Origin of the sequence: Paenibacillus sp. FSL R10-2782 (assembly GCF_038592985.1) — a bacterium.
GTDB lineage: Bacteria > Bacillota > Bacilli > Paenibacillales > Paenibacillaceae > Paenibacillus > Paenibacillus terrae_C.
Window position 1 is genome coordinate 3504278 of the sequence record NZ_CP151951.1, and the last position, 24982, is coordinate 3529259.

General features: G+C 49.2%; 23 protein-coding genes. All 23 read right to left on the reverse strand.

Going from position 1 to position 24982, the window contains the following annotated elements:
* Nucleotides 1–5 precede the first annotated feature (5 nt).
* Entirely contained in the window at nucleotides 6–263 is a 258-nt protein-coding gene (locus tag NST83_RS15860; RefSeq protein ID WP_014282426.1) for a YggT family protein, read from the reverse strand.
* A gap of 7 nt (nucleotides 264–270) precedes the next feature.
* Complete coding sequence (locus tag NST83_RS15865) at nucleotides 271–723, reverse strand: cell division protein SepF (protein ID WP_137063763.1); 453 nt, start codon at nucleotides 721–723, stop codon at nucleotides 271–273.
* Nucleotides 714–1415 carry a YggS family pyridoxal phosphate-dependent enzyme gene (locus NST83_RS15870; RefSeq protein WP_342414875.1) on the reverse strand — a complete coding sequence of 234 codons (702 nt, stop codon included), beginning with the start codon at nucleotides 1413–1415 and terminating at the stop codon, nucleotides 714–716. The genes NST83_RS15865 and NST83_RS15870 overlap by 10 nt, the downstream gene beginning before the upstream one ends.
* A gap of 8 nt (nucleotides 1416–1423) precedes the next feature.
* A complete protein-coding gene (gene pgeF, locus NST83_RS15875) occupies nucleotides 1424–2308 on the reverse strand; it encodes a peptidoglycan editing factor PgeF (protein ID WP_342414876.1) in 885 nt (294 codons plus the stop codon).
* Nucleotides 2309–2404: 96 nt separating this feature from the next.
* Nucleotides 2405–2749, reverse strand: a complete 345-nt coding sequence (locus NST83_RS15880; protein ID WP_170970873.1) for a YlmC/YmxH family sporulation protein — start codon at nucleotides 2747–2749, stop codon at nucleotides 2405–2407.
* Between the two features lie 117 nt (nucleotides 2750–2866).
* The gene (gene sigG / locus NST83_RS15885; RefSeq protein ID WP_007431182.1) at nucleotides 2867–3649 is read right to left on the reverse strand and encodes an RNA polymerase sporulation sigma factor SigG; all 783 of its coding nucleotides are present in this window, start codon (nucleotides 3647–3649) and stop codon (nucleotides 2867–2869) included.
* Nucleotides 3650–3745: 96 nt separating this feature from the next.
* Nucleotides 3746–4486, reverse strand: a complete 741-nt coding sequence (gene sigE / locus NST83_RS15890) for an RNA polymerase sporulation sigma factor SigE (RefSeq protein ID WP_342414877.1) — start codon at nucleotides 4484–4486, stop codon at nucleotides 3746–3748.
* A 116-nt stretch (nucleotides 4487–4602) separates the two neighbouring features.
* Nucleotides 4603–5565: a sigma-E processing peptidase SpoIIGA gene (spoIIGA, locus tag NST83_RS15895; RefSeq protein WP_342414878.1), complete on the reverse strand. Its 963-nt coding sequence runs from the start codon at nucleotides 5563–5565 to the stop codon at nucleotides 4603–4605.
* 196 nt (nucleotides 5566–5761) lie between these two features.
* A complete protein-coding gene (ftsZ, locus tag NST83_RS15900) occupies nucleotides 5762–6886 on the reverse strand; it encodes a cell division protein FtsZ (protein ID WP_137063769.1) in 1125 nt (374 codons plus the stop codon).
* A 67-nt stretch (nucleotides 6887–6953) separates the two neighbouring features.
* Complete coding sequence (gene ftsA / locus NST83_RS15905; RefSeq protein WP_137063770.1) at nucleotides 6954–8225, reverse strand: cell division protein FtsA; 1272 nt, start codon at nucleotides 8223–8225, stop codon at nucleotides 6954–6956.
* Nucleotides 8226–8424: 199 nt separating this feature from the next.
* Entirely contained in the window at nucleotides 8425–9189 is a 765-nt protein-coding gene (locus tag NST83_RS15910; protein ID WP_342414879.1) for an FtsQ-type POTRA domain-containing protein, read from the reverse strand.
* Between the two features lie 56 nt (nucleotides 9190–9245).
* Entirely contained in the window at nucleotides 9246–10556 is a 1311-nt protein-coding gene (gene murA, locus NST83_RS15915; protein WP_342414880.1) for a UDP-N-acetylglucosamine 1-carboxyvinyltransferase, read from the reverse strand.
* Nucleotides 10546–11451 (reverse strand): UDP-N-acetylmuramate dehydrogenase, encoded by a 906-nt coding sequence (murB, locus tag NST83_RS15920; RefSeq protein WP_342414881.1) that lies wholly within the window; start codon nucleotides 11449–11451, stop codon nucleotides 10546–10548. Before murB ends, murA begins: the two co-directional genes overlap by 11 nt.
* Nucleotides 11452–11596: 145 nt before the next feature.
* Nucleotides 11597–12706 (reverse strand): undecaprenyldiphospho-muramoylpentapeptide beta-N-acetylglucosaminyltransferase, encoded by a 1110-nt coding sequence (gene murG, locus NST83_RS15925; RefSeq protein WP_342414882.1) that lies wholly within the window; start codon nucleotides 12704–12706, stop codon nucleotides 11597–11599.
* Nucleotides 12707–12712: 6 nt separating this feature from the next.
* Nucleotides 12713–13810 carry a stage V sporulation protein E gene (gene spoVE, locus NST83_RS15930; protein ID WP_342414883.1) on the reverse strand — a complete coding sequence of 366 codons (1098 nt, stop codon included), beginning with the start codon at nucleotides 13808–13810 and terminating at the stop codon, nucleotides 12713–12715.
* A 49-nt stretch (nucleotides 13811–13859) separates the two neighbouring features.
* Nucleotides 13860–15281 (reverse strand): UDP-N-acetylmuramoyl-L-alanine--D-glutamate ligase, encoded by a 1422-nt coding sequence (murD, locus tag NST83_RS15935; protein WP_342414884.1) that lies wholly within the window; start codon nucleotides 15279–15281, stop codon nucleotides 13860–13862.
* A gap of 4 nt (nucleotides 15282–15285) precedes the next feature.
* Entirely contained in the window at nucleotides 15286–16254 is a 969-nt protein-coding gene (mraY, locus tag NST83_RS15940; RefSeq protein ID WP_014282442.1) for a phospho-N-acetylmuramoyl-pentapeptide-transferase, read from the reverse strand.
* A 22-nt stretch (nucleotides 16255–16276) separates the two neighbouring features.
* On the reverse strand, nucleotides 16277–17680 hold the full coding sequence (gene murF, locus NST83_RS15945; protein ID WP_342414885.1) for a UDP-N-acetylmuramoyl-tripeptide--D-alanyl-D-alanine ligase: 1404 nt from the start codon (nucleotides 17678–17680) through the stop codon (nucleotides 16277–16279).
* Nucleotides 17680–19167 (reverse strand): UDP-N-acetylmuramoyl-L-alanyl-D-glutamate--2,6-diaminopimelate ligase, encoded by a 1488-nt coding sequence (locus tag NST83_RS15950; RefSeq protein WP_342414886.1) that lies wholly within the window; start codon nucleotides 19165–19167, stop codon nucleotides 17680–17682. Before NST83_RS15950 ends, murF begins: the two co-directional genes overlap by 1 nt.
* Nucleotides 19168–19223: 56 nt before the next feature.
* Nucleotides 19224–21140 (reverse strand): stage V sporulation protein D, encoded by a 1917-nt coding sequence (locus NST83_RS15955; RefSeq protein WP_342414887.1) that lies wholly within the window; start codon nucleotides 21138–21140, stop codon nucleotides 19224–19226.
* A gap of 83 nt (nucleotides 21141–21223) precedes the next feature.
* Complete coding sequence (locus NST83_RS15960) at nucleotides 21224–23557, reverse strand: penicillin-binding transpeptidase domain-containing protein (protein WP_342414888.1); 2334 nt, start codon at nucleotides 23555–23557, stop codon at nucleotides 21224–21226.
* Between the two features lie 63 nt (nucleotides 23558–23620).
* Nucleotides 23621–24001 carry a hypothetical protein gene (locus NST83_RS15965; RefSeq protein ID WP_025685739.1) on the reverse strand — a complete coding sequence of 127 codons (381 nt, stop codon included), beginning with the start codon at nucleotides 23999–24001 and terminating at the stop codon, nucleotides 23621–23623.
* A 24-nt stretch (nucleotides 24002–24025) separates the two neighbouring features.
* Nucleotides 24026–24976 carry a 16S rRNA (cytosine(1402)-N(4))-methyltransferase RsmH gene (gene rsmH, locus NST83_RS15970; protein ID WP_014282448.1) on the reverse strand — a complete coding sequence of 317 codons (951 nt, stop codon included), beginning with the start codon at nucleotides 24974–24976 and terminating at the stop codon, nucleotides 24026–24028.
* Nucleotides 24977–24982 lie beyond the last annotated feature (6 nt).

A 24982-nucleotide genomic window follows, 5' to 3' on the forward strand; every position in this document is an offset into this window, starting at 1 on the left:
TCCTCCTAGACGAAATTGCTAATTAAAGACATCAAACCGTACGACGCAAAACGCAGAGCAATCAGTGCAACGATGGGTGAAATATCAATCATTCCGAAGATTGGTGGTATAAATCTGCGAAAAGGAGACAAATACGGCTCCACAAACTTGGCAAGTAAATCACCGATTACACTTTCTCTTGCATTAGGAAGCCAGGACATCAGGACATATGCAATGATCATGTAAGAATAAATCTGAAATAGCCAACCGATTACCTCGATCAAGAAAAGCTCACCTCATTCTGTTAAGTTCTTGTTCAGTGTCCGCTAGTATTTCCGTAATGGAGCCTTGAATTTCAACCGTATCCGGTGTACACAGGAAAATATTGTTACCCACCTTGGAAATTCCCCCGCCCAACGCATATACAGTACCACTTAAAAAATCAATGATGCGCAGCGCCTGGTCCTTGCGGATTCGTTGCAGATTGACTACGACGGTACGATGGGAACGAATGTGGTCAGCAATTTCCTGTGCTTCATCATAAGAACGCGGCTCATACAGAACAACTTTCACATTTTTCTGTGAATGGATGCTGACAACATTATTGCTCTTCTGGTTCTTACGTTTATCAAAGCTTGGGGTTTCAATTTCTTGATCTTCCGGCGTATTCATAACCTCTCGCTCTACAACTTCCTCTTCTTCCTGAAGTCCCAGGAAGTTCATGAACTTATTCATTACGCCCAATGGAAATCCTCCTCTCGTCCGACCAGTACAGAGCCAAGTCGTAACCAGGTCGCTCCTTCTTCAACCGCCACCTCAAAATCATTAGACATGCCCATCGACAGGTGAACAATAGGCTCTCTCGTTAAAGCTTGTCCATTTAACGCATCACGCAGTTCACGTAGCCCCCGAAATACAGGCCGGGTATTCTCCGGGTCTGACTCATGGGGAGCCATTGTCATCAAGCCGATCACGTCCACATGCTCCAGATCGCGAATTTGTTTCAGAAAAGGTACCACCGCCTCAGAAGAAAGGCCATATTTCGAGATTTCCCCTGAAATATTAACTTGCACAAAGGCTTTAATCCTTAGTCCAAGAGCAGCCGCCTTCTTGTCCAATTCCTGAGCCAGCGACAACCGATCAAGCGAGTGTATAAATTCAAATTTTCCAATAACATCTTTAACCTTATTGGTTTGCAGATGACCGATAAAATGCCATGTTCCCCGGTCCCCCAACTTGCTCCATTTATCCGCAGCATCCTGCCAACGATTTTCGCCAACATGCTCCAAGCCATTGTTTAATACGGATGCCATTGCCTCTGCCGAAACATATTTCGTGACAGCAATCACATTTACTTCTTCGCACGAACGTCCGCTGCGGGCACATGCCGCTTCCACACGGGCGTACACTTCTTTAATTCGTTCCTCCAAAGACACGGGAGGACTCACCTCTCTTCCAGACCAATCCAGCTCGCCATTCTCCCTGTGACGCCGCCTTCCTTGCGATACGAAAAAAACAAATCGCTTCGGCTACTTGTGCATAAGGTAGTACATTCGATACGGCTCGGCAATATTCCTGCTTTCATCATAATGTGTCGATTGCATTGTTTCAAGTCAAGGAGCGTTTTTCCGCCACCTAACGGGAAATAGACAGTGCCTTCCCATTTATCATTACCCGGGCAATCATGCTCCAAAACCCGAATTTGGCTCATAACATGCTCATCCACCTCGTATGACTCAGAACCAATGGATGGCCCAATGGCTCCAAGCAAATCGGACGGCTGCGATCCATATTCGGTCTGCATTGTTTGCACCATTTTCAGCGCAATCTCGGCAACTGTTCCTTTCCAGCCCGCATGCGCAAGCCCAATCACACGTCGCACCGGATCACAAAAATATAACGGCACGCAATCCGCATAAAAGGATGTCAGCAAAATGCCCGGTACATCAGTCAAGAGTCCATCTGTATCCTGAAAAGCGGATGCACGATCCACAAAGCCGCGCCCGCGGTCACCAGCCTTTACAATAGCAACATGATTACCGTGTACCTGCTCTCCACAGGTCCAGGCTTCAGGCACAAAGCCGAGCCGAGCCGCAATAAGCTGTCGATTGCGAATAACTTTCTCCGGGTCATCCCCTACATGAAACGCACAATTCAGACTTTCGTAAGGCACTTCACTGACACCGCCATGGCGTCCGGTAAAACCTGCCGTCAATCCGCGAACCTGTTTCTCCCAGGATTGAATATATAATAACTCCGGCAAAGGATGCGTGCCATCTGTCGTTGACGCGACACCCGTTGCCCCGGTATTCACTACAAACGGTTCCATTCGTTTTCACCTCTACTGCCCAGTGTACCAAAAAGCCGCCGCCGTGTCTTCACATAGCTGTCAAATGCACATATTCCTACAGCTCAAAATCACTGCTCAAAATCCCCGTCGATCATTTCGTTCCTGACGTTCGATATATAATTTTTCCTCACCATCACCCTGCGACTCATGCAGTCCCTCCAATCGTACAAGCACCACATCCGAGCCAATTTTCACAATGTTGCGCCAGGGAATGACCAGTTCGCTTCCTCCACCAAACCAGCCCATAAAACGGCTGCTGCCAGGGACAACAATGGCCTCTATTTTGCCCTGCCGTACATCAATCTCCAAATCACTGATTTGTCCCAATCGTCGCCCATCTACAATGTTAATGACATCCTTTGTTTGAAACTCGGAAATTTTCATGGCCCTTACCGACGTTTCCGGCGTACTCACACGCATCACATCCTTTATTTCACTATATGAGCGAGAGAACCCAAAAAATGTCCTGAAACGCAAAAACGATCCACTGAGGATCGTTTTTAACAGTATGCCTTCCAAGCTTCTCTTTCCTTAAGACTAAGACTTCACGTGCTTTTGCATTTGCTGTATAGCCGACTTCTCTAATCTCGAAACCTGGGCTTGAGAGATACCGATTTCATCGGCAACCTCCATTTGCGTCTTTCCTTCATAAAAACGCATGGACAATATCATCTTTTCACGCTGGCCCAGGCGATGCATCGCTTCCCGCAGAGCGATTTCCTCAATCCATGAGACGTCCTTATTTCTGTCATCACTGATCTGATCCATCACATAGATTGGGTCGCCCCCGTCGTGATATATCGGCTCGAACAGCGAAACCGGGTCCTGAATCGCATCTAATGCGAATACAACATCTTCCTTAGGCACGTTCAGCGCCTCAGAAATTTCAAAAATCGTCGGTTCCCGCGAATTCAGATTTGTCAGACTATCCCGCACCTGAAGCGCCTTATATGCAATATCTCGCAACGATCGGGATACACGGATCGGATTGTTGTCCCGCAAATACCGGCGTATCTCACCGATAATCATCGGCACGGCATAAGTGGAAAACTTCACGTTTTGCGAAAGGTCAAAATTATCAATCGCCTTCATCAGGCCGATGCATCCTACCTGAAACAAATCGTCAACAAACTCTCCCCGATTGTTAAAGCGCTGAATCACACTCAGGACGAGTCGTAAATTACCGTTAACCAATTTTTCTCTGGCGGATCGTTCATTATTTTGCTGAAGTGATGTGAATAGCTCGCGCATTTCCGCATTGGTTAGCACTGGCAGTTTAGCGGTATCCACACCGCAAATTTCCACTTTGTTTCGGGTCATCGTGTCTTACCTCCCAAGGAGCAACATTAATGTACATTATCTCCTGAGGGTGTTTTTTTATTCGCCGTTTCCATCGCTTCCGAATATCCCCAAACGTCATACCATTTTGTTGAACTCTTTCCGTAAGCGCTTTATAATACGTTTTTCCAGACGCGAAATATAGGATTGCGAGATGCCTAACAGGTCAGCAACATCCTTCTGCGTCTTCTCTTCCCCGTCCTGCAAGCCAAAACGCAGCTCCATAATCAGACGTTCCCGATCCGTCAGCTTTTCCAGCGCCTTATGCAATAATTTACGGTCCACCTGCTCCTCAATATTGCGGTAAATGGTATCATTTTCCGTTCCCATCACATCGGAAAGCAGCAACTCGTTCCCATCCCAATCAATATTCAAAGGCTCGTCAAAAGAAACTTCTGTTCTCGTTTTACTATTTCGACGCAAATACATTAAAATTTCATTTTCGATGCATCGGGAGGCATAGGTAGCGAGCTTGATTTTTTTTTCGGGATCAAAGGTGTTAACTGCCTTGATAAGTCCGATCGCCCCTATGGATACGAGATCCTCAATGTTGATTCCTGTGTTTTCAAACTTACGCGCAATGTACACTACCAGCCGCAAATTTCGTTCAATCAACATGGAGCGTACTGCTGCATCTCCAGAAGATAATTTTCCAAGTAAATACTCTTCCTCATCCCTCGTCAGCGGCGGGGGAAGCGCCTCGCTGCCGCCGATATAATAAATCTCTTCACTTTTTAACCCAAATAAAAATAAAATACGATAATATTGCAGCTGTAAAGTCAACCTAATCTTCATCTTGAATTTCATCTGTTCCCGCATGTCATTCTCCCCCTTCCGAAAATGAGACAAAATCTCGCTGAATCCCTTTGTCCGTTACCGCAATAGGCTGATTGCCATTAGACCTGATCGTGTGTCCACGATCATCATCCTGCGCTTCAAAAGCGTGGTTCCTGCTTCTGGTCCGGCTCAGCAGCCCCCTCTGCGCGTGCCGTCACATCTGGATGAATGATTGCACGATATTTTCCCTCTGCTGACAGCTTTCCCCCATCCAAGCCGATCAGCACCCGATGATGCACATAACGTGCCCCATTCATCAGAACCTCTACGCGATCCGGTTTGAGTGCGAGCATAAAGGAGTGGTTACGGTTAATGCCACGATAGGGAACGAGACGAACTCGATCCTGCCAATTGAACGATTCGTCTCCCAACTCCATCACCAGTTGATCCACATTTCCCTCAGATAGCTTGTGGAGCCAGGAAGAGGGTAAATATGTATCCCACAAGGCAGCCTCCATGACCATCACTGGTGTCCGGGTCAAAGGATCATGAAGTTGGTTCCCCGTATCCAACAAGCCTGTACACTCAATATGATCCTGTCCGATCCATACCTGAACCTCACCCAGAAATCCACTCATCCTTTCCGCGCGATGCTTTGAAGATTGCACAATACGAAAGAAAAGCATCACTCCGCCAAATGTGCATAAGATAAACCAGAATGCAATTTTCAGCTCAAAGGACATTCCACCTGAAGCCGTGTACCAGATGCCATTAAACAATTCCCCCGTACTCTGGAGTAAATAATGCATCCCCAGAATTCCTCCTGCTGCTACAAAATTGATCATATAAAAAGCACCCATCGTACGAAGGTACTTTTGCATGCTGCCAAATCCAAAAGCCACCAACAGCATAATGACCGATAATGCCAGCTTAATCAGGAATGTAAATAAAAAGGACAACTCCGGCACAAACATCATGACCACGTACATCGCACCGATGACAGCCGAAGCAAGTAGCCGCCACCACACCGGACGAATTTTTCTCATCCAGGCGGTAGCCATCAGCAGTGCAGCATCAATGAACAAATTGACCAAAAAAATGAAGTCGATGTAAACAACCAAAGGTTCACCCGCCCAGCGTTTGCAGGATAGGCTTAAGTATAGTAGTCATGCTGTTCAAAGTCTGTCTAACGATGGGGACGGTGATCGACTAATTTTGTCGATTACAACGGAATCAACCAACGAATCGAATTACAAGATACAGAAAATAGAAAGAAGCCCGCATCTCCAAGGAGAACACGGGCTATCCGATTTCAATCTAGTTATCGTTATTATTATTGCGTGAACGGTTACGTAAAAATGTCGGAATATCAAGTTGATCACTGCTCTGAGTGTTTCCGAATGGACGCAAGTTAGGAGAACCCTTTTCCGCCGATTCAGGTGCAGCCGGGTTTGCTGCCGGTTTACGCCCCGGTGCCGGTTGGTTTGGTTTACCTTCAAAGCCAGTTGCAATGACGGTAACCTTAATCTCTTCTTTCAACTCTTCGTCAATGATGGCACCGAAAATCATGTTGACCTCCGGGTCGGATGCCGAGGTTACAATTTCAGCTGCTTCATTCACTTCGTACAAAGACAGATTGTTGCCGCCAGTGATGTTCATAATCACACCCCGTGCGCCTTCAATGGATGTTTCCAACAACGGGCTCATGATTGCCTTGCGTGCTGCTTCAGCCGCCCGATTCTCACCTGTTGCTTCACCAATCCCCATCAAAGCGGAGCCACGCTCCGTCATGATCGTTTTCACGTCAGCAAAGTCGAGGTTGATCAAACCTGGTACAGCGATCAAATCAGAAATACCTTGTACCGCCTGACGAAGAACATTGTCCGCTTCGCGGAATGCTTCCAGCATAGGGGTCTTTTTATCCACAATTTCAAGCAGGCGATCATTCGGGATAACAATCAAGGTGTCTACCTTTTCTTTTAATCCCTCAATGCCCAGCTCGGCTTGGTTGGAGCGCTTACGCCCTTCAAAGGTGAATGGTCGTGTTACAACGCCTACAGTCAGCGCGCCGCATTCCTTCGCAATTTCAGCAATGACAGGAGCTGCTCCAGTACCTGTACCGCCACCCATTCCCGCCGTCACGAATACCATATCCGCACCTTTGAGTGTGTTCATAATGAGTTCACGCGACTCCTCAGCCGCTTTTTTACCCACATCCGGATTAGCTCCGGCACCCAAGCCGCGAGTCAGCTTATCACCAATTTGAAGCTTATGCTCAGATTTCGCTAAATGAAGCGCCTGAGCATCTGTGTTGACGGTGATAAACTCCACACCCTGAACACCATTTTCGATCATTCGGTTAACCGCATTGCTGCCGCCGCCTCCGACGCCGATCACTTTAATTTGAGCCAAGCTCTCCATTTCAAAATCAAATTCCAACATACTATTCCATCTCCCCCTTAATGTGCATGGATGGCCCGTCCATGATTGGCATAATTAGCAATGAGCGTTATATAAACTCACTGAACATGTTTTTTAAGCGTTCAATCAACCCCTGCTTTTGCTCACCTTCCGCTGCGGGACTGCTCTTGGTACGGTTGGTCGGCTTCTTAGAACTTCCACCGCTGCTACTGCTAACGCTCGTCGATCTTCCGCGATAGTAGCGAATAGCATTATGCAAGATGCCGACTCCGCTTGTGTAACCCGGATCCCTTACACCAATAAAGTCTGGAACAGCGATCCTTACAGAAGCAGCCAGCTCGCTTTGTGCCACCTGTAGTACACCAGGCATGGAGACGGTGCCTCCGGTAAGTATATAACCCCCCGGAAGCTCTGTGTAACCCAAGCGCTTAACTTCCGCCTGAATGAGTTGAAAAATTTCCTGTACCCTCGGCTCAATGATGGCTGCCAAGTCCTGCTGATTGAATTCCTTATCGACATTACTGCCGATACGAGTAACTTTAAAGACGACATCAGTTGCCGCATCATCATACCATGCGCAGCCGTATTTAAGCTTTACTTTTTCGGCTTGATCGGTAAGGGTTCTCAGTCCGTAGGCAATATCATTGGTTACAAATTCTCCGCCTATGGGAAGTGTAGATGTGGCAACAATCGTTCCTTCCTGGAAAATAGCAACATTTGTAGATCCTGCACCAATATCCACCAGCACCGAACCCATCACCTTTTCATCCTTCGAAAGTGACAATTGTCCGGCGCCCAGAGGCAGCAGCACCAAATCTTTGATCCTCAAGCCGCCCTTCTCAACGCAGCGCAACAGATTATGTATCGGCGTCTTGCCTCCCGTAACAATCGTAGCCTCTACTTCCAGACGAACTCCGATCATACCGCGAGGGTCCTGAATACCTTCAAGGCCATCCACGACATACTGCTTGGCTACCACGTCAATAATTTCTCTCTCTGGTGGTACTGCAATAACTTCGGCTGCCTTGAGCACACGCTCAATGTCCTCCTCACCGATTTCACGGTCCTCGTTGGACACGGCTACTACGCCATGACTATTTTGCAGGCCAATATGGTTGCCTGAAATCCCCACATACACTTCTGTTATTTGAATACCAACCATGCGCTCTGCGTGATCCACGGCGTTACGGATTGATTGCACGGTTTGATCAATGTCTACAATTGCACCTTTGCGAATCCCTTCCGAGTCGGCAGATCCAACTCCAATAATATTAAAGGTTCCATTGTTCATTTCCCCAATAATAGCCCGAACTTTGGATGTACCGATGTCCAAACTAACAATGATGTCATTGTTGCTCAAGTCTGTGGCACCTCCTGACTCCAAAATGAATTTCGTTCTTTGAACACACTCTGTACATATTCAACATACTCCATGCTTTCCCTCTTTTTTCTACAAATTTTTTAGAAGCCAATTTATGGTTGCAGTCACATAAAAATTTGAAGAAAAAAGAAGGAGGCAAGTCTATTACCCATAAAATCAATTCTAGCATTTTTTCACATCACTGAGTAGTATCTTTTTCTTGGCCCTCTTCGCTCGTGTCCTGTTTGAACGGAACGTAGGAATCTGCCTCCAGCATTGTGATCAGACCGGGCTCTTCGGTTTCCAGCACCTGATTCAAATAGCTGATTTTAGAACTCAGCAGAGAAACCGTCGTAATGACCTCAAACTGAGAGCGTGTATACATTTTTATGCGGTCTGGAAAAGAAGGTATCGGCGCAGGAATAATTTCCGAAATGTCAGCTGTCCATTCCCCTGGAATTCGAGATAACACATCACACAGCTTTGCTTTGTAAGGATCATCCGATTTCCATTTGGTCAAAATGGGCTTCTCCACCGCAATTCCGCTGCTGCCCACGCCTACGCTTGTCCCATTCGCAAGAATGGCACGCAGGCTCCCATCACTCTGTAACTCGTAAGCAACTGTGGCAAACTCTTTAATATGAACAACAATGACTCCCGGAAAATGCTTGTCCACCGTTACTTGTTGAATCGACTGAATCTCTCGCAGCTTCTCGGAAATGCCCGAAGAACTGACTCCGAAATACTGATCCCCGACAGCCAGACCACTTCGATTAAGCAACTGTTCACGGCTGGAAAATACATTACCGTCAAAGCGAATTTCAGAAACCCGGCTTAACGAGGAACGGAAGAATAGGACAGCCAATAATACGATAAACAACAATATGAGCAGAATGGCAATCTTCCGACTTGTTCTTTTTTTCATTCTGTTCTGTTTAAGAACAGGTATTTGAGCGTTTGGCATAGCTTCTCTCCACAAAAGCCTTTGGTCCCTCCGCTAACGGAGGGACATTACAGGCATTAATTTACGAAATCCAACTGCTCCGGCACCGGAGACTGACGGCTCATTCGGGCACCCAGTCCCTGGAAAAGACGCTCGATCCGATCATACCCTCTATCAATATGGTGTACCTGCTCAACAATGGTAAGTCCTTGAGCTGCCAGGCCCGCTATAACCAGCGCGGCCCCTGCGCGTAGATCGGTAGCCTCTACCGTGGCCCCATACAGACGGGGAACCCCCCGTATAAAGGCAGCATTCGCATCAACCGTAATATCGGCACCCATCACATTCAATTCTTCCACATGTTTGAATCGGCTTTCGAAGACCGTCTCTTTCATTACACTAAAGCCATCTGCCAGAGAAAGCAAAACCATGACTTGAGACTGCAAGTCCGTTGGAAAAGACGGGTAAGGGGAGGTAACAATCCTCTCCACCGCTTTGGGGCGGCTCATGCAGCTTACGGTCATTATATCATTCAAGATGCCGATTTGAACACCAGCCCGCCTGAGGACGTGAATCAGCGCGGACAAATGGGAGGGGTTACAGTGCGTCAACGAAACGCTACCGCGCGTGGCCGCAGCCGCAATCATAACGGTCCCGGCTACAATGCGGTCAGGAATAACCTCATACGTACACGGATTCAAACAGTTGACTCCCGTAATCGTGATCGTATCCGTTCCCGCTCCGATAATACGTGCTCCCATCGCATTCAGGAAATTTTGAAGATCCTGAATCTCAGGTTCCCTCGCTGCGTTGGTGATCGTCGTTCGTCCTTCGGCCAACGCAGCGGCCATCATAATATTTTCGGTGGCCCCCACGCTCGGGAAATCCAGATGGATATCCGCTCCAGTCAGCTTGCGAGCCCGAAACGTAATTTGTTCTTCTTTTTCCTCGATCTCCGCTCCAAGAGCCTTCAGGCCCTCCAAGTGAAGATCAATTTTGCGCTCGCCTATGGCACAGCCTCCCGGCTGGTAAATGGAAACTTCTCCATATCTGGCGAGCAGCGGTCCCATCAGAAAGATAGACGAGCGCATCTGCTTCATCAAATCTTCCGGAATCTGGAACGTTCGGACGGACGACGTATCCACGTATACCGTTTCCTCTTCATGTCGGCATGTACAGCCAAGTCTCTCAAGGATGTGCAGCATGACCTTAATGTCTAATAGATGAGGCACATTCCGAATTTCTACCTTACCTTGTGCAAGCAAGCTTGCCGCAAGAATGGGCAGTGCCGCGTTTTTTGCCCCATGGATACGTATGGTGCCTGACAAGGGACGGCCTCCCTCAATCACCAATTTGTCCAATGTATCACCTCCGAGTTTACCGCTCACCCACTACGAAAACCTCCGGAACTAGCTTGATGCCGGTTTGAGATGATATTGTACTTTGAATATGCTTCATTAGGGTAAGCACGTCCTCTGCTGTCGCTTGACCGGTATTAACAATGAAATTGGCATGCTGTACGGAAACCTCAGCGCCTCCCGCTTTTAAGCCCTTGAGACCTGCGTCTTCAATAAGACGGGCCGCATAGTCTCCTGGCGGATTGCGAAACACACTTCCCGCACAAGCCAGCTGTAACGGCTGAGTCAGCCTACGACGATCTTTGAAAGCTGCAAGAGCCTCCGAAATTTCCTCACGGTCGCCCTGCTTCATCCGAAACACTGCCTCTGTCACCATTCCACGCTGCTCATGCAGCACGGAGTGACGATAGCCGAAATGCATTTGTTCGGCATCATACACAGCCAATTCCCCTGTATCCAGCACAATCTCAGCGGACTGGAATATTTGTGACACATCAGACCCATGGGCACCGGCGTTCATGTAGACAGCCCCGCCAACTGATCCCGGGATACCTCCCGCAAATTCGAGGCCGGATAGCGCCTGCTTGCTGGCCATAACACACAACTTGACTAGTGACACGCCTCCACCGGCGACGATCCGTTCATCTTCAAAACGGACATAATCAAATCCTGGTCCCAGCTTGATCACGAGGCCACGGATTCCTTTATCGGAAACGAGCATGTTTGAGCCCCGTCCCAACTGCATCCACGGGATTCCGTGCTCGCTAGCCAGTTGCAGTAAGGTTGCTAGCTGCTCCTTGGTATCCGGGATGACAAGAGCATCCGCTGGACCTCCAATCTTCCACGTCGTATATTTGGAAAGTGGCTCATGCTCCAGCACTTTTCCGATATCATGCTCCGCTAATAATGGCATCCATTGCTGCATTGTACTGAAACCTCCTTGTTGCTTGCCCCGCGTGGTTATAAGGCTCACACCTGACAACCGGCAACCTGAGTGATGGTCACAATGTATAGGGTATCTTATGTCAATACCATCTGGTGTGTGACAACCGCCCAGTTTGCACTGCGGTCTAACTTTTACGGGCAAGACGCTCCATTTCTTTTACTAAAATATTGGCTGAATCAGGCTTGCCAAGCGCAGACGCTGATTCAGCCATCCGGCTGCGCAATGCCTCATCCTCCATAATCCCCGCAATGGATTGAAACAAGGACGCACCATTCAGGTCCTTCTCCACTATCATGACAGAAGCCCCTGCCTTTTCGAGTGTACGGGCATTGGCCTCCTGATGGTTGTTCGTCACATTGGGGGATGGAATTAGAATGGATGGAATACCCAACGATGTGATTTCAGCCAAGAACGACGCGCCAGCGCGATTAACGATTAAAGAGGTACAGGCCAGCACCTCTGGCATATTATGAATATAGGGAAGCACGTGCAAATGATTGGGCAATGATCCGATCTGATTCCGTATGCTGTCCAACGTCTGCTCATAGTAAGATTCACCAGTCACATATACAAAATGGACGTCTTTCAGTTGCGAAAGTTGCGGAGCCATCGCAATCATGGCATCATTAATGGCCTTTGCTCCCCTACTGCCACCGACCACAAGCACGACCGAGCTGTTCATTGGAACCCCGATGGTAGCAAAGCCTCGGTCCCGGTTAGCCTGACGAACCGTTGTAGCACGCGGATTCCCGGTGTACAGTACATTTTTGGCTTTGGGGAATGCTCCTTCAGAGCCTTCAAAGCTGACAGCCACCGTATCCACGTAACGGCTCAGAAACGCATTGGTCAATCCCGGGATTGCATTTTGCTCATGAATAATGCTGGGTATCCCCAACCTGGAAGCAGCATACACGACAGGGCCGCATACATAACCCCCGGTGCCAATCACGATATCCGGCTTGAATTTTTTCAATAATGCTTTGGATCTGCGAACCCCTTTGAAGAAGCGCATAATCGTTTTTATATTTTCCACAGACAAGCTGCGACGAAATCCTGTAATATCAATAGCCTCAAACGGAATTTTTTCCTGAGGAACCAGCTTGCTTTCCAGTCCCCGCTGACCGCCAATGTACAAAAATTCAGCGCCCGGATCAATCTCTTCGCACTGTCTGGCTACAGCGAGCGCCGGATAAATGTGCCCTCCGGTACCGCCGCCGCTCAAAACGACGCGCATAAACGTTCACCTCGCATAACGTGATAAATTCAGTAAAATGCCCAGCGCTGTTAGCATCAACGTCAGAGAAGAGCCTCCGTAGCTGATTAAGGGCAGTGTTATTCCTGTCACCGGCATTAAGCCGATTACGACACCTATGTTAATGACCACCTGTAAGGCAACCATCCCCACAATGCCTACAGCGAGCAAACTGCCGTAAGTATCCGGGATGGTAATAGCGACGCGCATTCCTCTCCACACGAGAACCAGAAAGAGCGCCAGCACTGTCATTCCACCGATAAAGCCAAGCTCCTCTGCCAAAATCGAAAAAATAAAGTCCGTCTGCGGCTCGGGAACATAGCTGTATTTCTGGCGGCTCATGCCAAGCCCCAAGCCTGCCAGCCCTCCAGGTCCAATGGCATACAGCGATTGAATAATTTGATACCCTGCGCCAAGCGGATCGGACCACGGGTCCAAGAACGCTGTGATCCGCTGGAGCCGATAAGGCGCAGCCGCAATCAGGGCCGCAAATCCCGCCGCTCCCGTTAAAGCCAGCAGGCCCAGATGCTTCATACGTGCGCCTGCCGTAAATACGATTAGCATGGACGCCCCCATCATCACCGTGCCTGTACCCAAATCGGGCTGGAGCATAATCAGGCCAAAGGCCAGTCCCATGAGTCCAAGCGGGGGCAACAGGCCACGAGTAAAGGAATTAATATCATAATCCGGGCGGCTGAGCCAGCGTGCGAGAAAAAGAATCATGCCCAGCTTCATAAACTCGGATGGCTGAATGCCAAAAGAGCTGATACCGAGCCAGCTTCGTGCCCCGCCTCTGACTACACCAATGCCTGGGATGAGTACGGCAACCAGCAACGCGAGACAGATCAGCAGCACAACCCTAGCATACTTCTGCCAGATCCGATAGTCTGTTCGGGCAGTGAAGTACATTGCCACAAGACCTAGCCCGGCGAACAGCAGCTGCCGCTTTACAAAATAGTAGGAGTCCCCGTACTCGTGAAAAGCGAGAACGGCGCCCGCACTGTATACCATAACCATGCCGATGGCTAACAAGCTCAAAATACAGACGAAAAGCCATATATCCGGCGCCGGACGAGATTGCTTCATCAGGAGGCCACCCCTTGCATAAAAGTAGGGGCTTATCCAACCCCCCTACTTACAATTTATGCGCCGCCTCTTTAAAAATACGTCCACGCTCTTCATAGGACCGGAACATATCCCAGCTTGCACACGCAGGTGAGAGCAATACAACATCCCCCGGCTCAGCAAGTTTAGCAGCCCTGTTCACAGCCTCCACGAGCGTAGCGGCGGCGTCCTCCCCATTATCGACGACCTCGACACGCTCTATTCCGGCCTGACGTGCCCGGTCTGCCAGCTTGTGCCGAGTCTCGCCCAGCAGCACAACAGCCTTTACACCCTCCTGCAAGGAAGGTACAAGCTCGGCATAATCCGAACCACGATCCAGTCCTCCAGCAATTAGTACAATGGGTTGCTTGAAGGAGGACAACGCCATCATCGTCGCTTTGGAATTGGTGGCTTTGGAATTGTTGTAATAAGCCGCTCCGGCATATTCTCCAACATATTCGAGCCGATGCTCCACTCCACGAAAAGCGCTTAGCGGTTCAGCCAATCCAGACGGTTCCGCTCCTGCGGCAATAGCAATTGCGCAAGCGGCGAGGGCATTTTCCACATTAAAACGGCCCGGAAGGCCTATTTCAGCCACGCCTATAATCGGATGCACCACACCACTCGCATCGCGATATACGATGCTGCGTTCAATGTCATCCGTCACATCCGGTATGTATGGCGGGTCTGCGAACAACCCTTCCTGCAAACGTTCCGTCATCGAGAACGGAAGCAGTTTCGCTTTGATATAGGGCACAAGCTCCCGGCAAACAGGATCATCCCAGTTCAATACCGCAGTATCAGCCGCCGTTTGATTGGCGAACAGACGTGCTTTGGACGCAACATAGTCCTTCATGTCCCCATGATAGTCCAGATGGGTTTCAGCCACGTTCAGCAAGCAGGCTACAGCAGGTTTGAAATCCTTTGTTCCTTTTAACTGAAAACTGCTCAGCTCCACCACCATCCACTCGTCCGACCTGGCATCCACAGCGGCCTCACATAATGGAGTGCCGATATTACCAGCCACGATCGGCTTCATGTCTGATGCCTCTAACAGCTTACCTACCCAAGTGGTTGTGGTCGTTTTTCCATTCGAGCCAGTAATCCCGATCATCGGCGCTTTGCATAGATGATAGGCGACCTCGACCTCGGTCACGACCTCAATACCCAGTTCGACAGCTTTCTGCACTGGCGGGGCTGTATAAGGAATACCCGGGTTTTTGACAACCAGCTTCACTCCTGGATGAATTAGCCCTTCCGGGTGACTGCCGCATAAAACGGAAATTCCCAAAGCCTCTAATTCAGAAGCTTCGGGACATTGTTCCCTGTCTTTTTTATCATTGACTGTCAGATTGGCCCCGGCCTGATGCAGTACCTTGGCGACTTGCACGCCACTTTTGGCCAGGCCTATAATGACGACCTCTTGATCTCGGTATGTGTCTGGATGGTTCATTTGTCTACAACCCCTTGTTGAGATAAAGTCCGAGTCCTGCCAGCAGCAGTCCTACAGCCCAGAATGTAATAACAACGCGCCATTCGGACCAGCCGGACAGCTCGAAGTGATGATGAATCGGGCTCATTTTGAAAATTCGTTTGCCACGTGTTTTAAAGGAAGCTACTTGCAAAACTACGGACAGCATTTCAATTACAAATACGCCACCAATAATAATGAACAAAATTTCGCTTTTGGTGACGATAGCGATGGCACCTATAGCGCCTCCGATTCCCAGGGAGCCTGTATCGCCCATAAATACCTTGGCGGGATGCGCGTTATATACAAGAAAGCCAAGTACAGCACCAATCATGGCCGCTGAGCAAACCGCAGCCGGAAGCGAGGTTGCTTGAATCGCTACGATGGCATAAGCACCGAAGGCAATCGCACTGGTACCGGACAGCAGCCCGTCCAGTCCATCTGTGAAATTAACGGCGTTGCTAATCGCCAGCATCATAATGACGATGAACGGATAATAGAACCAGCCGCTCCAATCAAACGACCAGGAAGTTCCCGGTATACCGATGGCAGTGCTGTGATCATTGCTGATCAGAAGCCAGCACATGATTCCGCTGAACAGCAATTGCCCGAATAGCTTTTGACGGGCAGTCAGTCCGAGCGAGCGCTTGAATACAATTTTGATATAATCGTCCAAGAAGCCGATCAGTCCAAAACCAAGCGTAGCGACCAGTAGGACGTAAAAGTCCGTATTTTTTATCGCCGAAAACTTAAGAAAGGTCAGCGTAAAAGCCACCAGAATAACGATTCCGCCCATAGTAGGCGTACCCGTCTTTTTGAGATGGCTTTGCGGCCCGTCATCCCGGACCTGCTGGCCGAATTTCATTCGCCGCAGCAGCGGAATGAGTATTGGAGCGGCAATGACCGCCAATATAAACGATACGACGATCGTCAGCAGTAATAATTGAATATCCATGGGAGTCTCCCTCTCGTCAACATCATTTCTGTAGCGGACCGTTTTTCAGCGCATCCACAATTTCTTCCAGTCGCATCCCTCGGGATGCCTTAACCAGCACGATATCATCGGCACGGAGGTAAGCTTGCAGATCTTGAATCAGTTTTTGCTTATCCTCATAAGCATGTACGTCATCAGACGGCATGGACGTTTGCGACCCATGCGCAATGGACGCCCCCAACACACCGTAGGTGAACAGCATATCTACGCCATGTTTCGCTGCAAAAAGCCCAATTTCCTCGTGGAATTGCTTTTCCTCGGGACCCAGTTCCAGCATGTCGCCAAGCACGGCGATTTTACGCCCCTTTGTTTCGTAACCGGATAACGTCTGAATTGCAGCTTTCATTGAAGCCGGACTGGCGTTATAAGCATCGTTCAGCAGGGTAAGCCCATTCGTGCAGCTCACGACCTCAATGCGCATGCCTGTCAATTTCAAAGCCGATAGCCCTTCGCGCACATGGTCTGCATCCACCCCAAAATGACGCGCTACCGCCAGTGCTGCCAAACCGTTCACAACATTGTGCTGCCCAAGCAGCGGAAGCCGGAAAGCATCCTTGCCGGATTGGGCCGTCGTGAACAAACTGCCTACTCCATCCGTAGCTATTCCAGTTGGATAATCATCGTTATCCGCAGACATACCGAACGTGAACAGCTTCAAGCCGTCAGGCTTAACCGTTTCGGGCTCCGCAAGGACTTGCGGCAATAGCGGTTCATCTCCATTGTAAATCAGCAAGCCGCCGGGTTTGAGACCGCTGACGATTTCCAACTTTGCACGTGCAATTTCCGCACGGGAACCGAGCTGGAGCAAATGCGCTTCGCCAATGTTCGTAATGACCGCTACATCAGGCTGGGCAATATCTGACAGCAGGCGGATTTCCCCGCGTCCACTCATTCCCATCTCCAAAATCAGGATGTCCGCATCCTGCGGCATGGACAGCACGGTTAAAGGCAAACCGATATGGTTGTTATAGTTCCCTTCGGTTTTGTGTACTTTAAAGGTCGTACCCAGCAACGCGTTGACGATGTCTTTTGTCGTCGTTTTGCCATTGCTTCCGGTAATCCCTACGACAGAGACACCCGTTTCCTGCAAATATGCAGCCGCAAGACGCTGGAGGGCCACCAAAGCATCCTCTACTTCAATCGCATTCCCTGCCGGAGGTACACCGTGATCCTTTTGCCATAAAAAAGCAGCTGCGCCTTCTCCGCTCACAATCTGCTGCACATAATCATGCCCGTCAAACCGTTCACCCGTGAGTGGAACGAACAGCCCCTGGGACTGCGGCTTGCGTGAATCTGTAAAAACGCCCTCAACCATTCGTCCGGCGTCTGCCCCTATGTGAAGCGTTCCCCCACTCATGGAGGCGATCTGACTTATTGTTCTTTTCATCACTTGGATAAACCCCTTATCGCTTCTTTGGCTACGATGCGGTCATCAAATTCATGCACCGTTTTTCCGATCAACTGGTAGGTCTCATGACCTTTTCCCGCAATCAATACTACATCGTCAGGGCTTGCCATTTCAATAGCTTTATGAATAGCAGTTCTACGATCTATGATCAGTTCGTAGCGTTCTGCGGGTATACCTTCGTCAATCAGTCCTTGCTCAATGTCTTTCAAAATAGCTTCCGGGTCCTCTGTCCGCGGATTATCCGAGGTAATAAAAGCATGATCGCTGTATTGAGCAGCAATTTTTCCCATCAAAGGGCGTTTCGTACGATCCCGGTCCCCGCCGCACCCGAATACACACCATACTTTGCCAACTGCAAACTCCTGAACGGTGCGAAGCACATTTTCCAGTCCATCCGGTGTATGGGCATAGTCTACGATAACCGCAAATGGCTGACCTGCGTCTACAGGCTCTACCCGCCCATCTACACCTGCTATTGACTCCAAGCTGTGCTTGATATCAGCCAGAGGCACTCCTTCCAGCAAAGCGGCCGTGATGGCTGCCAATGCGTTATACACATTGAACTTGCCCACCATTCGCAGCTCAATATCGGCATCGCCTTTAAAAGTAGAGACATGGAAGGATGTCCCCTTGGCACCTACAGCGATATGGGATGCCTGCACATCCGATTTCTTTTCCACACCGTATGTAATCACTTGAGCCGCAGTTATGGCCTGGAAATAGGAAGACGACGGGTCATCCGCATTCAGAACAGCATATTTACTGTCCGACGCATCCCGCGAGAAGGTATTCCCCAGTCGGGAAAATAACAGCCCTTTGGCCGCACGGTACTCTTCCATCGTGTTATGGTAGTCCAGATGATCCTGCGTCAGGTTCGTAAATATAGCGGTGCGAAAATCAGTTCCTTTCACCCGCCCTTGCTCCAGCGCATGTGAGGATACCTCCATCACACAACATTGGACACCTTGCTCCGCCATATTGCCAAGATAGCGTTGCAGCTCTACAGCCTCGGGTGTGGTACCGGACATAGGGTAGGACCGACCACCGTAACGCATTTGAATAGTGCCGATCAATCCAGTGCTTACTCCGGCATCGTTCAAGATTTTTTCGATAAGATAAGTTATGGTTGTTTTGCCATTCGTTCCGGTTACGCCGATCATTCGCATGCGGCGGCTCGGTGAATCAAACATATAATCCGCCAAAACCGCCATTGCGTACCGGGCATCCTTGACTATAAGTTGTGGCACAGGTACGTTCAATTCCCGTTCCACAACCAAAGCCGCTGCCCCGGACGCAACTGCCTGCTGTGCATAATCGTGTCCGTCAACCGTAAAACCGGGCAGACACAGAAATAAATCTCCCTGATGTACCCTGCGTGAGTCCTCCCCGATTCCTCGGCAGTCCACTGTACCGTCCCCCACAATGCGGGAGGCAGCCAGCAATGAAGCCAATTGTTGAAGCTGCATCTTTCATTCCTCCATTGCTCTCTCGTTAATCTTAGTATGGGTATAAAAAGAACCTATCAATCCCCCATATATATACGGATTGTTGATCCCCGCTCCAGCCGGGAGCCTGGCTTCGGTGCCTGACTGACAACCGTCTTGCCTGACCCGGATTTTACGAGCATAAAGTTCATATTCATATCTTCGTATAAATCTGCAACCGTGGCACCTACCAAATCCGGCACCGTATCAATTCGGTTTTCCCCGTACTTGTATTCCTTAGAAATCTGATTGGTGCGAGGTGGTATTTTCAGAGCAAGCAGCGAATCCCGCAAAATATTTTGCACAATTGGCGCAGCGACCACCCCTCCGAATTGAATGCCTTTTGGGTTATCCACAGCCGTATAGACGACAATTTGTGGATCATCCGCCGGGGCAAAACCGATAAAGGATACAATATGCTCCGAGGAAGAATAACGTCCGTTGATCACCTTTTGCGCTGTTCCTGTTTTGCCACCCACCCGGTAACCCTCAATAAAAGCGGGGCGACCCGTGCCTTTGGCAACGACGCTCTCCAACGCTTCTCTCACCTGTCGGGAGGTATCCTCTGAAATAACTCTGCGCATCAGTTCAGGCTCTACTTTTTCCAGCACCTTGCCTGTCTCTGGTTGAATCCAGCCCTTGGTAATGTGCGGTTTATACAGATTCCCGCCATTGATCGCAGCCGACACAGCGGTCACCTGCTGAATGGGAGTGACAGATACCCCTTGGCCAAAGGCGGTTGTCGCCAGTTCTACTGGTCCTACCTGGGGTAACTTAAATAAGATACCATTTGCTTCACCAATCATATCAATGCCCGTTTTACTACCGAACCCGAAATTGCGAATATACTTGAACAACGATTCCTTGCCCAGACGTTGACCCAGCGTCACAAATCCTGGATTACAGGAATTTTCCACGACTTGAAGGAAGGTCTGGCTGCCATGGCCGCCTTTTTTCCAGCAGCGCAGGCGAGCCCCGCCAACTTCAATGTACCCCGGATCGAAAAAGTGATCGTTTTTGAGATTGACCTTCTTTTCTTCCAATGCAGCGGCCAAAGTAATAATTTTAAAGGTAGAGCCCGGTTCATATGTCATCCAAATCGGCAAATTTCGATTGTAAATTTCAGGTGCATATTGTTTGTATAGCGCAGGCTCATAGCCTGGTCGCCCGGCCATGCCCAATATTTCCCCATTCTTGGGGTTCATTGCAATGGCCAACGCAGAATTGGCCTGGAATTTGACCATAGCCTGGTCAAGCTCCCGTTCCATGATAGACTGTACAGACTTATCAATGGTCAGTTGCAGGTTCAGACCATCCTTTGGTTCAACGTACTTCTCAGACGAGCCGGGCATCAGGCGACCGCCTGCATCGGATAGATATGCAATGCTTCCGTCAATACCACGAAGCTTGCTGTTGTTCTTTTTCTCTACCCCCGTCAACCCCTGATTATCAATTCCCGTAAACCCGAGAATATGAGCCGCCAAATCGCCATAAGGATAATAACGTTTGTTGTCTTCAGCAACAACGATACCCGGCAGCTTCAAATCACGAATTTGCTGCGCTTTCTCCATCGTAATTTTTCGTCCGCCGGGCTGAAGTTTTTGACTTGCTGTTCGTTTGGTAATCAGCTTGAGCACCTTATCCACGCTCATATCTAGCAAGGGCGCCAGCCTACGCGCCGTTTCTTCCGGCTCCTTGATTTGCACCGGTATCGCCATGACTGTCGGCGAAGTGACATTATAGGTCAGCGCCGTACCTTGCCGATCTAAAATTTCGCCGCGTTTGGCGGCAAAAGGTATATTTCGGCGCCACGATTCCTCGGCCTTGGCCGAGAGTTCGCCCCCTTTACCCAATTGAACATAGGCGAGCCGGACCGACAAGGCTGCAAATAGTACAAACAATCCCAGCAGCCCCCATACCAGCCTGCGCCGCATGGTCACGTTAGATTTCTTCAAACGCGCTCCCCTCCGTTCCTCTAAATACTCATGACATGTCTTACCTCATGAATATTCAAAAAATCGGACGTTAGAACAAGCTATCAGTTATCCTCGCCTTTGATCGCAGCTGCACTTTTTTCATCGGCTACAGCGGAGGCCCCACCCTTGCTTGCACTCGCGGTGGTAACGGTTTTGGAATCGGTACCCGTTTTCGCTGTACTGCCTGTTTGGCTAGATGCTACGCTGGTAGTTGAGTCCGGTGTTTCTTCCGGCTTTACTCCGGTCACGGTTTCTTTAGCCGGCTGGAGCGTCACACTGACGATCCGCTTGCCACTCACCATTTGTGCCTTTTGCGAGACAACATAACCTTCGCCGCTTACCTGAACACCCACCTTCATGAGCGTTAACACTTGCAGCGTGTCACGCAACGAGACGCCTTTAAAGTCGGGAATGGTCATGTTGGCACTATCTTCAGTCAGCAAATAAATGCGTTGTCCCGGCTTCATTTTGACGCCTGCCTCCGGATACTGACGGACAATTTTGGAGCCTTTGCCGACCGTTTCATAGGCAATCCCCTGTTTGAGCAATGCGTTTTGCGCATCCTTCTTCACCTGACCGGTTAATTGTGGCACTGTCGGCAGATTCACCGTTTTCACAGCAGCACTGTCAGATTTATTCGCTTTGGCTCCTGTTTTAGGAACCCCCATATATTGCAGCGACTGGGATACGATTTTTTTGAACACAGGGGCTGCTGCGGTACCTCCACCTACCGATTTGTTAGGTTCATCCATAACAATTAGGACAGCTATTTTCGGATCATTCACGGGCGCAAAGCCGATAAAAGACACGACATCCTTCGAATGGTCATACACTTTGCCCACAACTTTCGTCGCTGTACCTGTTTTACCAGCAACACGATACCCATCAATATAAGCAAGACGCCCGGTTCCAATTTCTTGGTCAGACACGACCTGCTCCAGATAACTGCTGGTCTGTAATGCCGATTCCTGCGAAATCACCTGGCGGACTTCCTTCGGTTGAATCGTCTGTACTTCCCCTGTATCCGGGTTCGTAATTTCCTTCACCAGATGAGGCTGCATCAGCTTCCCCCCATTAGCAATGGCCGAGATAGCCGCTACCTGCTGGATTGGCGTTACCTGAACACGTCCGTGTCCATATGCAGCCGTTGCGACTTCGGATTTGTATTGGGTGTGGAACGTAATGGCTCCGCTAGACTCACTCGGAAGATCAATCCCTGTTTTCACACCAAATCCGAAGTTGTTAATATATTTCCTCAGCCTTTCGCCGCCCAGCTTATACAGCCCCAGATGGACGAAACCGACGTTACTTGAACGCTTAACCCCTTGAAGATAGGTTAACGTTCCCCAATTTCGACTCACGTCACGAATATCCCATCCCCCAACTCGGATCATACCAGACTGATAGGTTTCATTTGGGTTGAATACCTTTTCCTGAACTGCCGCAGCCAAGGTTACAATCTTAAACGTGGAGCCTGGCTCATAAATGGACTGAGTTGCATTATTGCGGAAAAAATCCATTGACGATGTGCTCCCGTATGTATTGGGATTAAAATTAGGATAACTCGCCATACCGAGAACGTCCATCGTTTTGGGATCTGCCGCTACAACCGTCATCGTTTTCGGATTGTATGTTGCAATGGCTTCCTGCATAGCGTCTTCTATATAATACTGAATCGTGTCATCAATCGTCAGCTTTAAATTCTTACCATTTTGTGCCGGTTCATAATTGCTCTCCGATCCCTGAAGAGGAACTCCCTTTAGATCCCGCTGATAGAGTAGCTTTCCAGCCGTGCCCGAGAGCTCTTTATTATAATAGGCTTCCAATCCCATGCCTGCTGTACCGTCTTTCCGGTAATAGCCAAGAACATGAGAAGCCAGCTTATTTTCCGGATAATAGCGTTTGGATTCCTGAACCGTGTCCACAGCTCCAATCACTTTGTACTTATCCTTTAAATATTCTTTGAACGTATCCACCTGTACCTTGACCTCAGGATCTACCTTCCAGCCTCCGTTACGGATCTCGCGGTTTTTTAAATAGTTACCGCCTTTGTCCTTGGCCGAGAGATGCTTTCTCAGTTCGTCCTCAGGTGTTTTGAGCAGCTGATGCAGTTTGGCTACGACCTCGTTTTCCAGATCATATTCCTGAATGATGCTTGGGTTGACCACTACCGTATAGGCAGGGGCATCTGTAGCCAGTACATTTCCTTTACGATCCGTAATCGTTCCGCGCTTGGGCTGGATCACCTGGTCTCTTTCCACCTGCGTAACTACCTGATTATGCCAGTATTCCCCGCTCACGACCTGAATCCAAAATACCTTAAATAGCAGAACAAGAAAAAAGAGGGTAATACATCCCCCTATCAGCAGTGTGCGAAGCTTTATTCTTTTGACCATAGCTCAAACCTCTTTGCAAAAAAATGTACGTCAGAGCATAGCTTAATGCTATGCCCTAACTAACTAATTGGCAGCCTGCTTTTCCACACGAATGGGCTCTCTCGTCGGCTCGATATATCCCTGTTCCTTTGCCGTAGGTACAATCTGATTTTCCAGCCGTTCCTTCTGAATTTTCAGTTGGGCGATATTGGTCTGTAATTTGGAAATGTCCTTGCTCGCTGTATTAATCGAATAATTGATTTGATAAATGTGCGCGTACCTGCCAATCAGCATACCAGCAATGACAATGCACGTTACAAGTGTCAAAAGATACAGCAGCTTTTCCCGAATCGGTAGCTCTCTGCGGCGTGTAACGACTTTAGTGGTTTCACGATACCGTTGTTGCTGAACCTGTTCCTGACGGGCTCTTTCTTTTACAGCCAAATTACCGCGTGTATAAGCCATGTCGCCTCTCCTTCTCCATTAAATTTACAATTTTTCGGCAACTCTCAGCTTGGCTGACCGGGACCGTGGATTAAGCTCCAATTCCTGCTCTGACGCCACAATCGGCTTACGATTCACCAGCTTCAGATCGCCTATCATTTTGTCCTCCAAAATAGGCAAATCAGATGGATAGATGCTTTTCGCCAAATACTCCTTGAAAATATGCTTGCATATCCGATCCTCCAGAGAATGGAACGTAATGACCGAAATTCTGCCCCCTGGAGCCAGACATTTTACTGCCTGATGCAAAGTATCTTCCAGTGCACCCAACTCATCGTTCACAGCGATCCGCAAAGCCTGAAAGCTGCGTTTGGCTGGATGTCCCCCGGTTCTGCGTGCCGCAGCCGGAATTCCTTCTTTGATAATATCGACAAGTTCCCCTGTTGTGTGAATAGGCTTGTTTTTTCGACGTTCAACCATAATCTTCGCGATCCGACGTGAAAACTTCTCTTCTCCATAATGAAACAAAATACGCGCAATCTCTGCTTCCGGCCATTCATTGACAATCTCGTAAGCCGTCAGCGAGCTACTCTGATCCATCCGCATATCAAGCGGCGCATCATGATTGTAGCTGAATCCCCGCTCCCCCTCATCGAACTGGGGCGAGGACACACCCAGATCGAACAAAATACCCTGGACCTGCGGGACGCCGTCTTTTTCGGGCAATCCCAGTTCGGCCAGCCTGTCCTGCAAGTGGCGAAAGTTGGATTTCACCAATGAAATCTTTCCTTCGTAGGCCGACAGCTTCTCGCGCGCATTGTTCAATGCCCAGTCATCCTGATCAAAGGCAATCAGCCTTCCCTCAGGGCCAAGCTGTGACGCAATGACGGAACTGTGTCCTGCCCCTCCCAACGTGCAGTCCACATAGATCCCGTCCTGCCTGATGTTTAATGCCTGTGTTGCTTCTTCCTTGAGTACGGTAATGTGGTGAAACAAACGGCT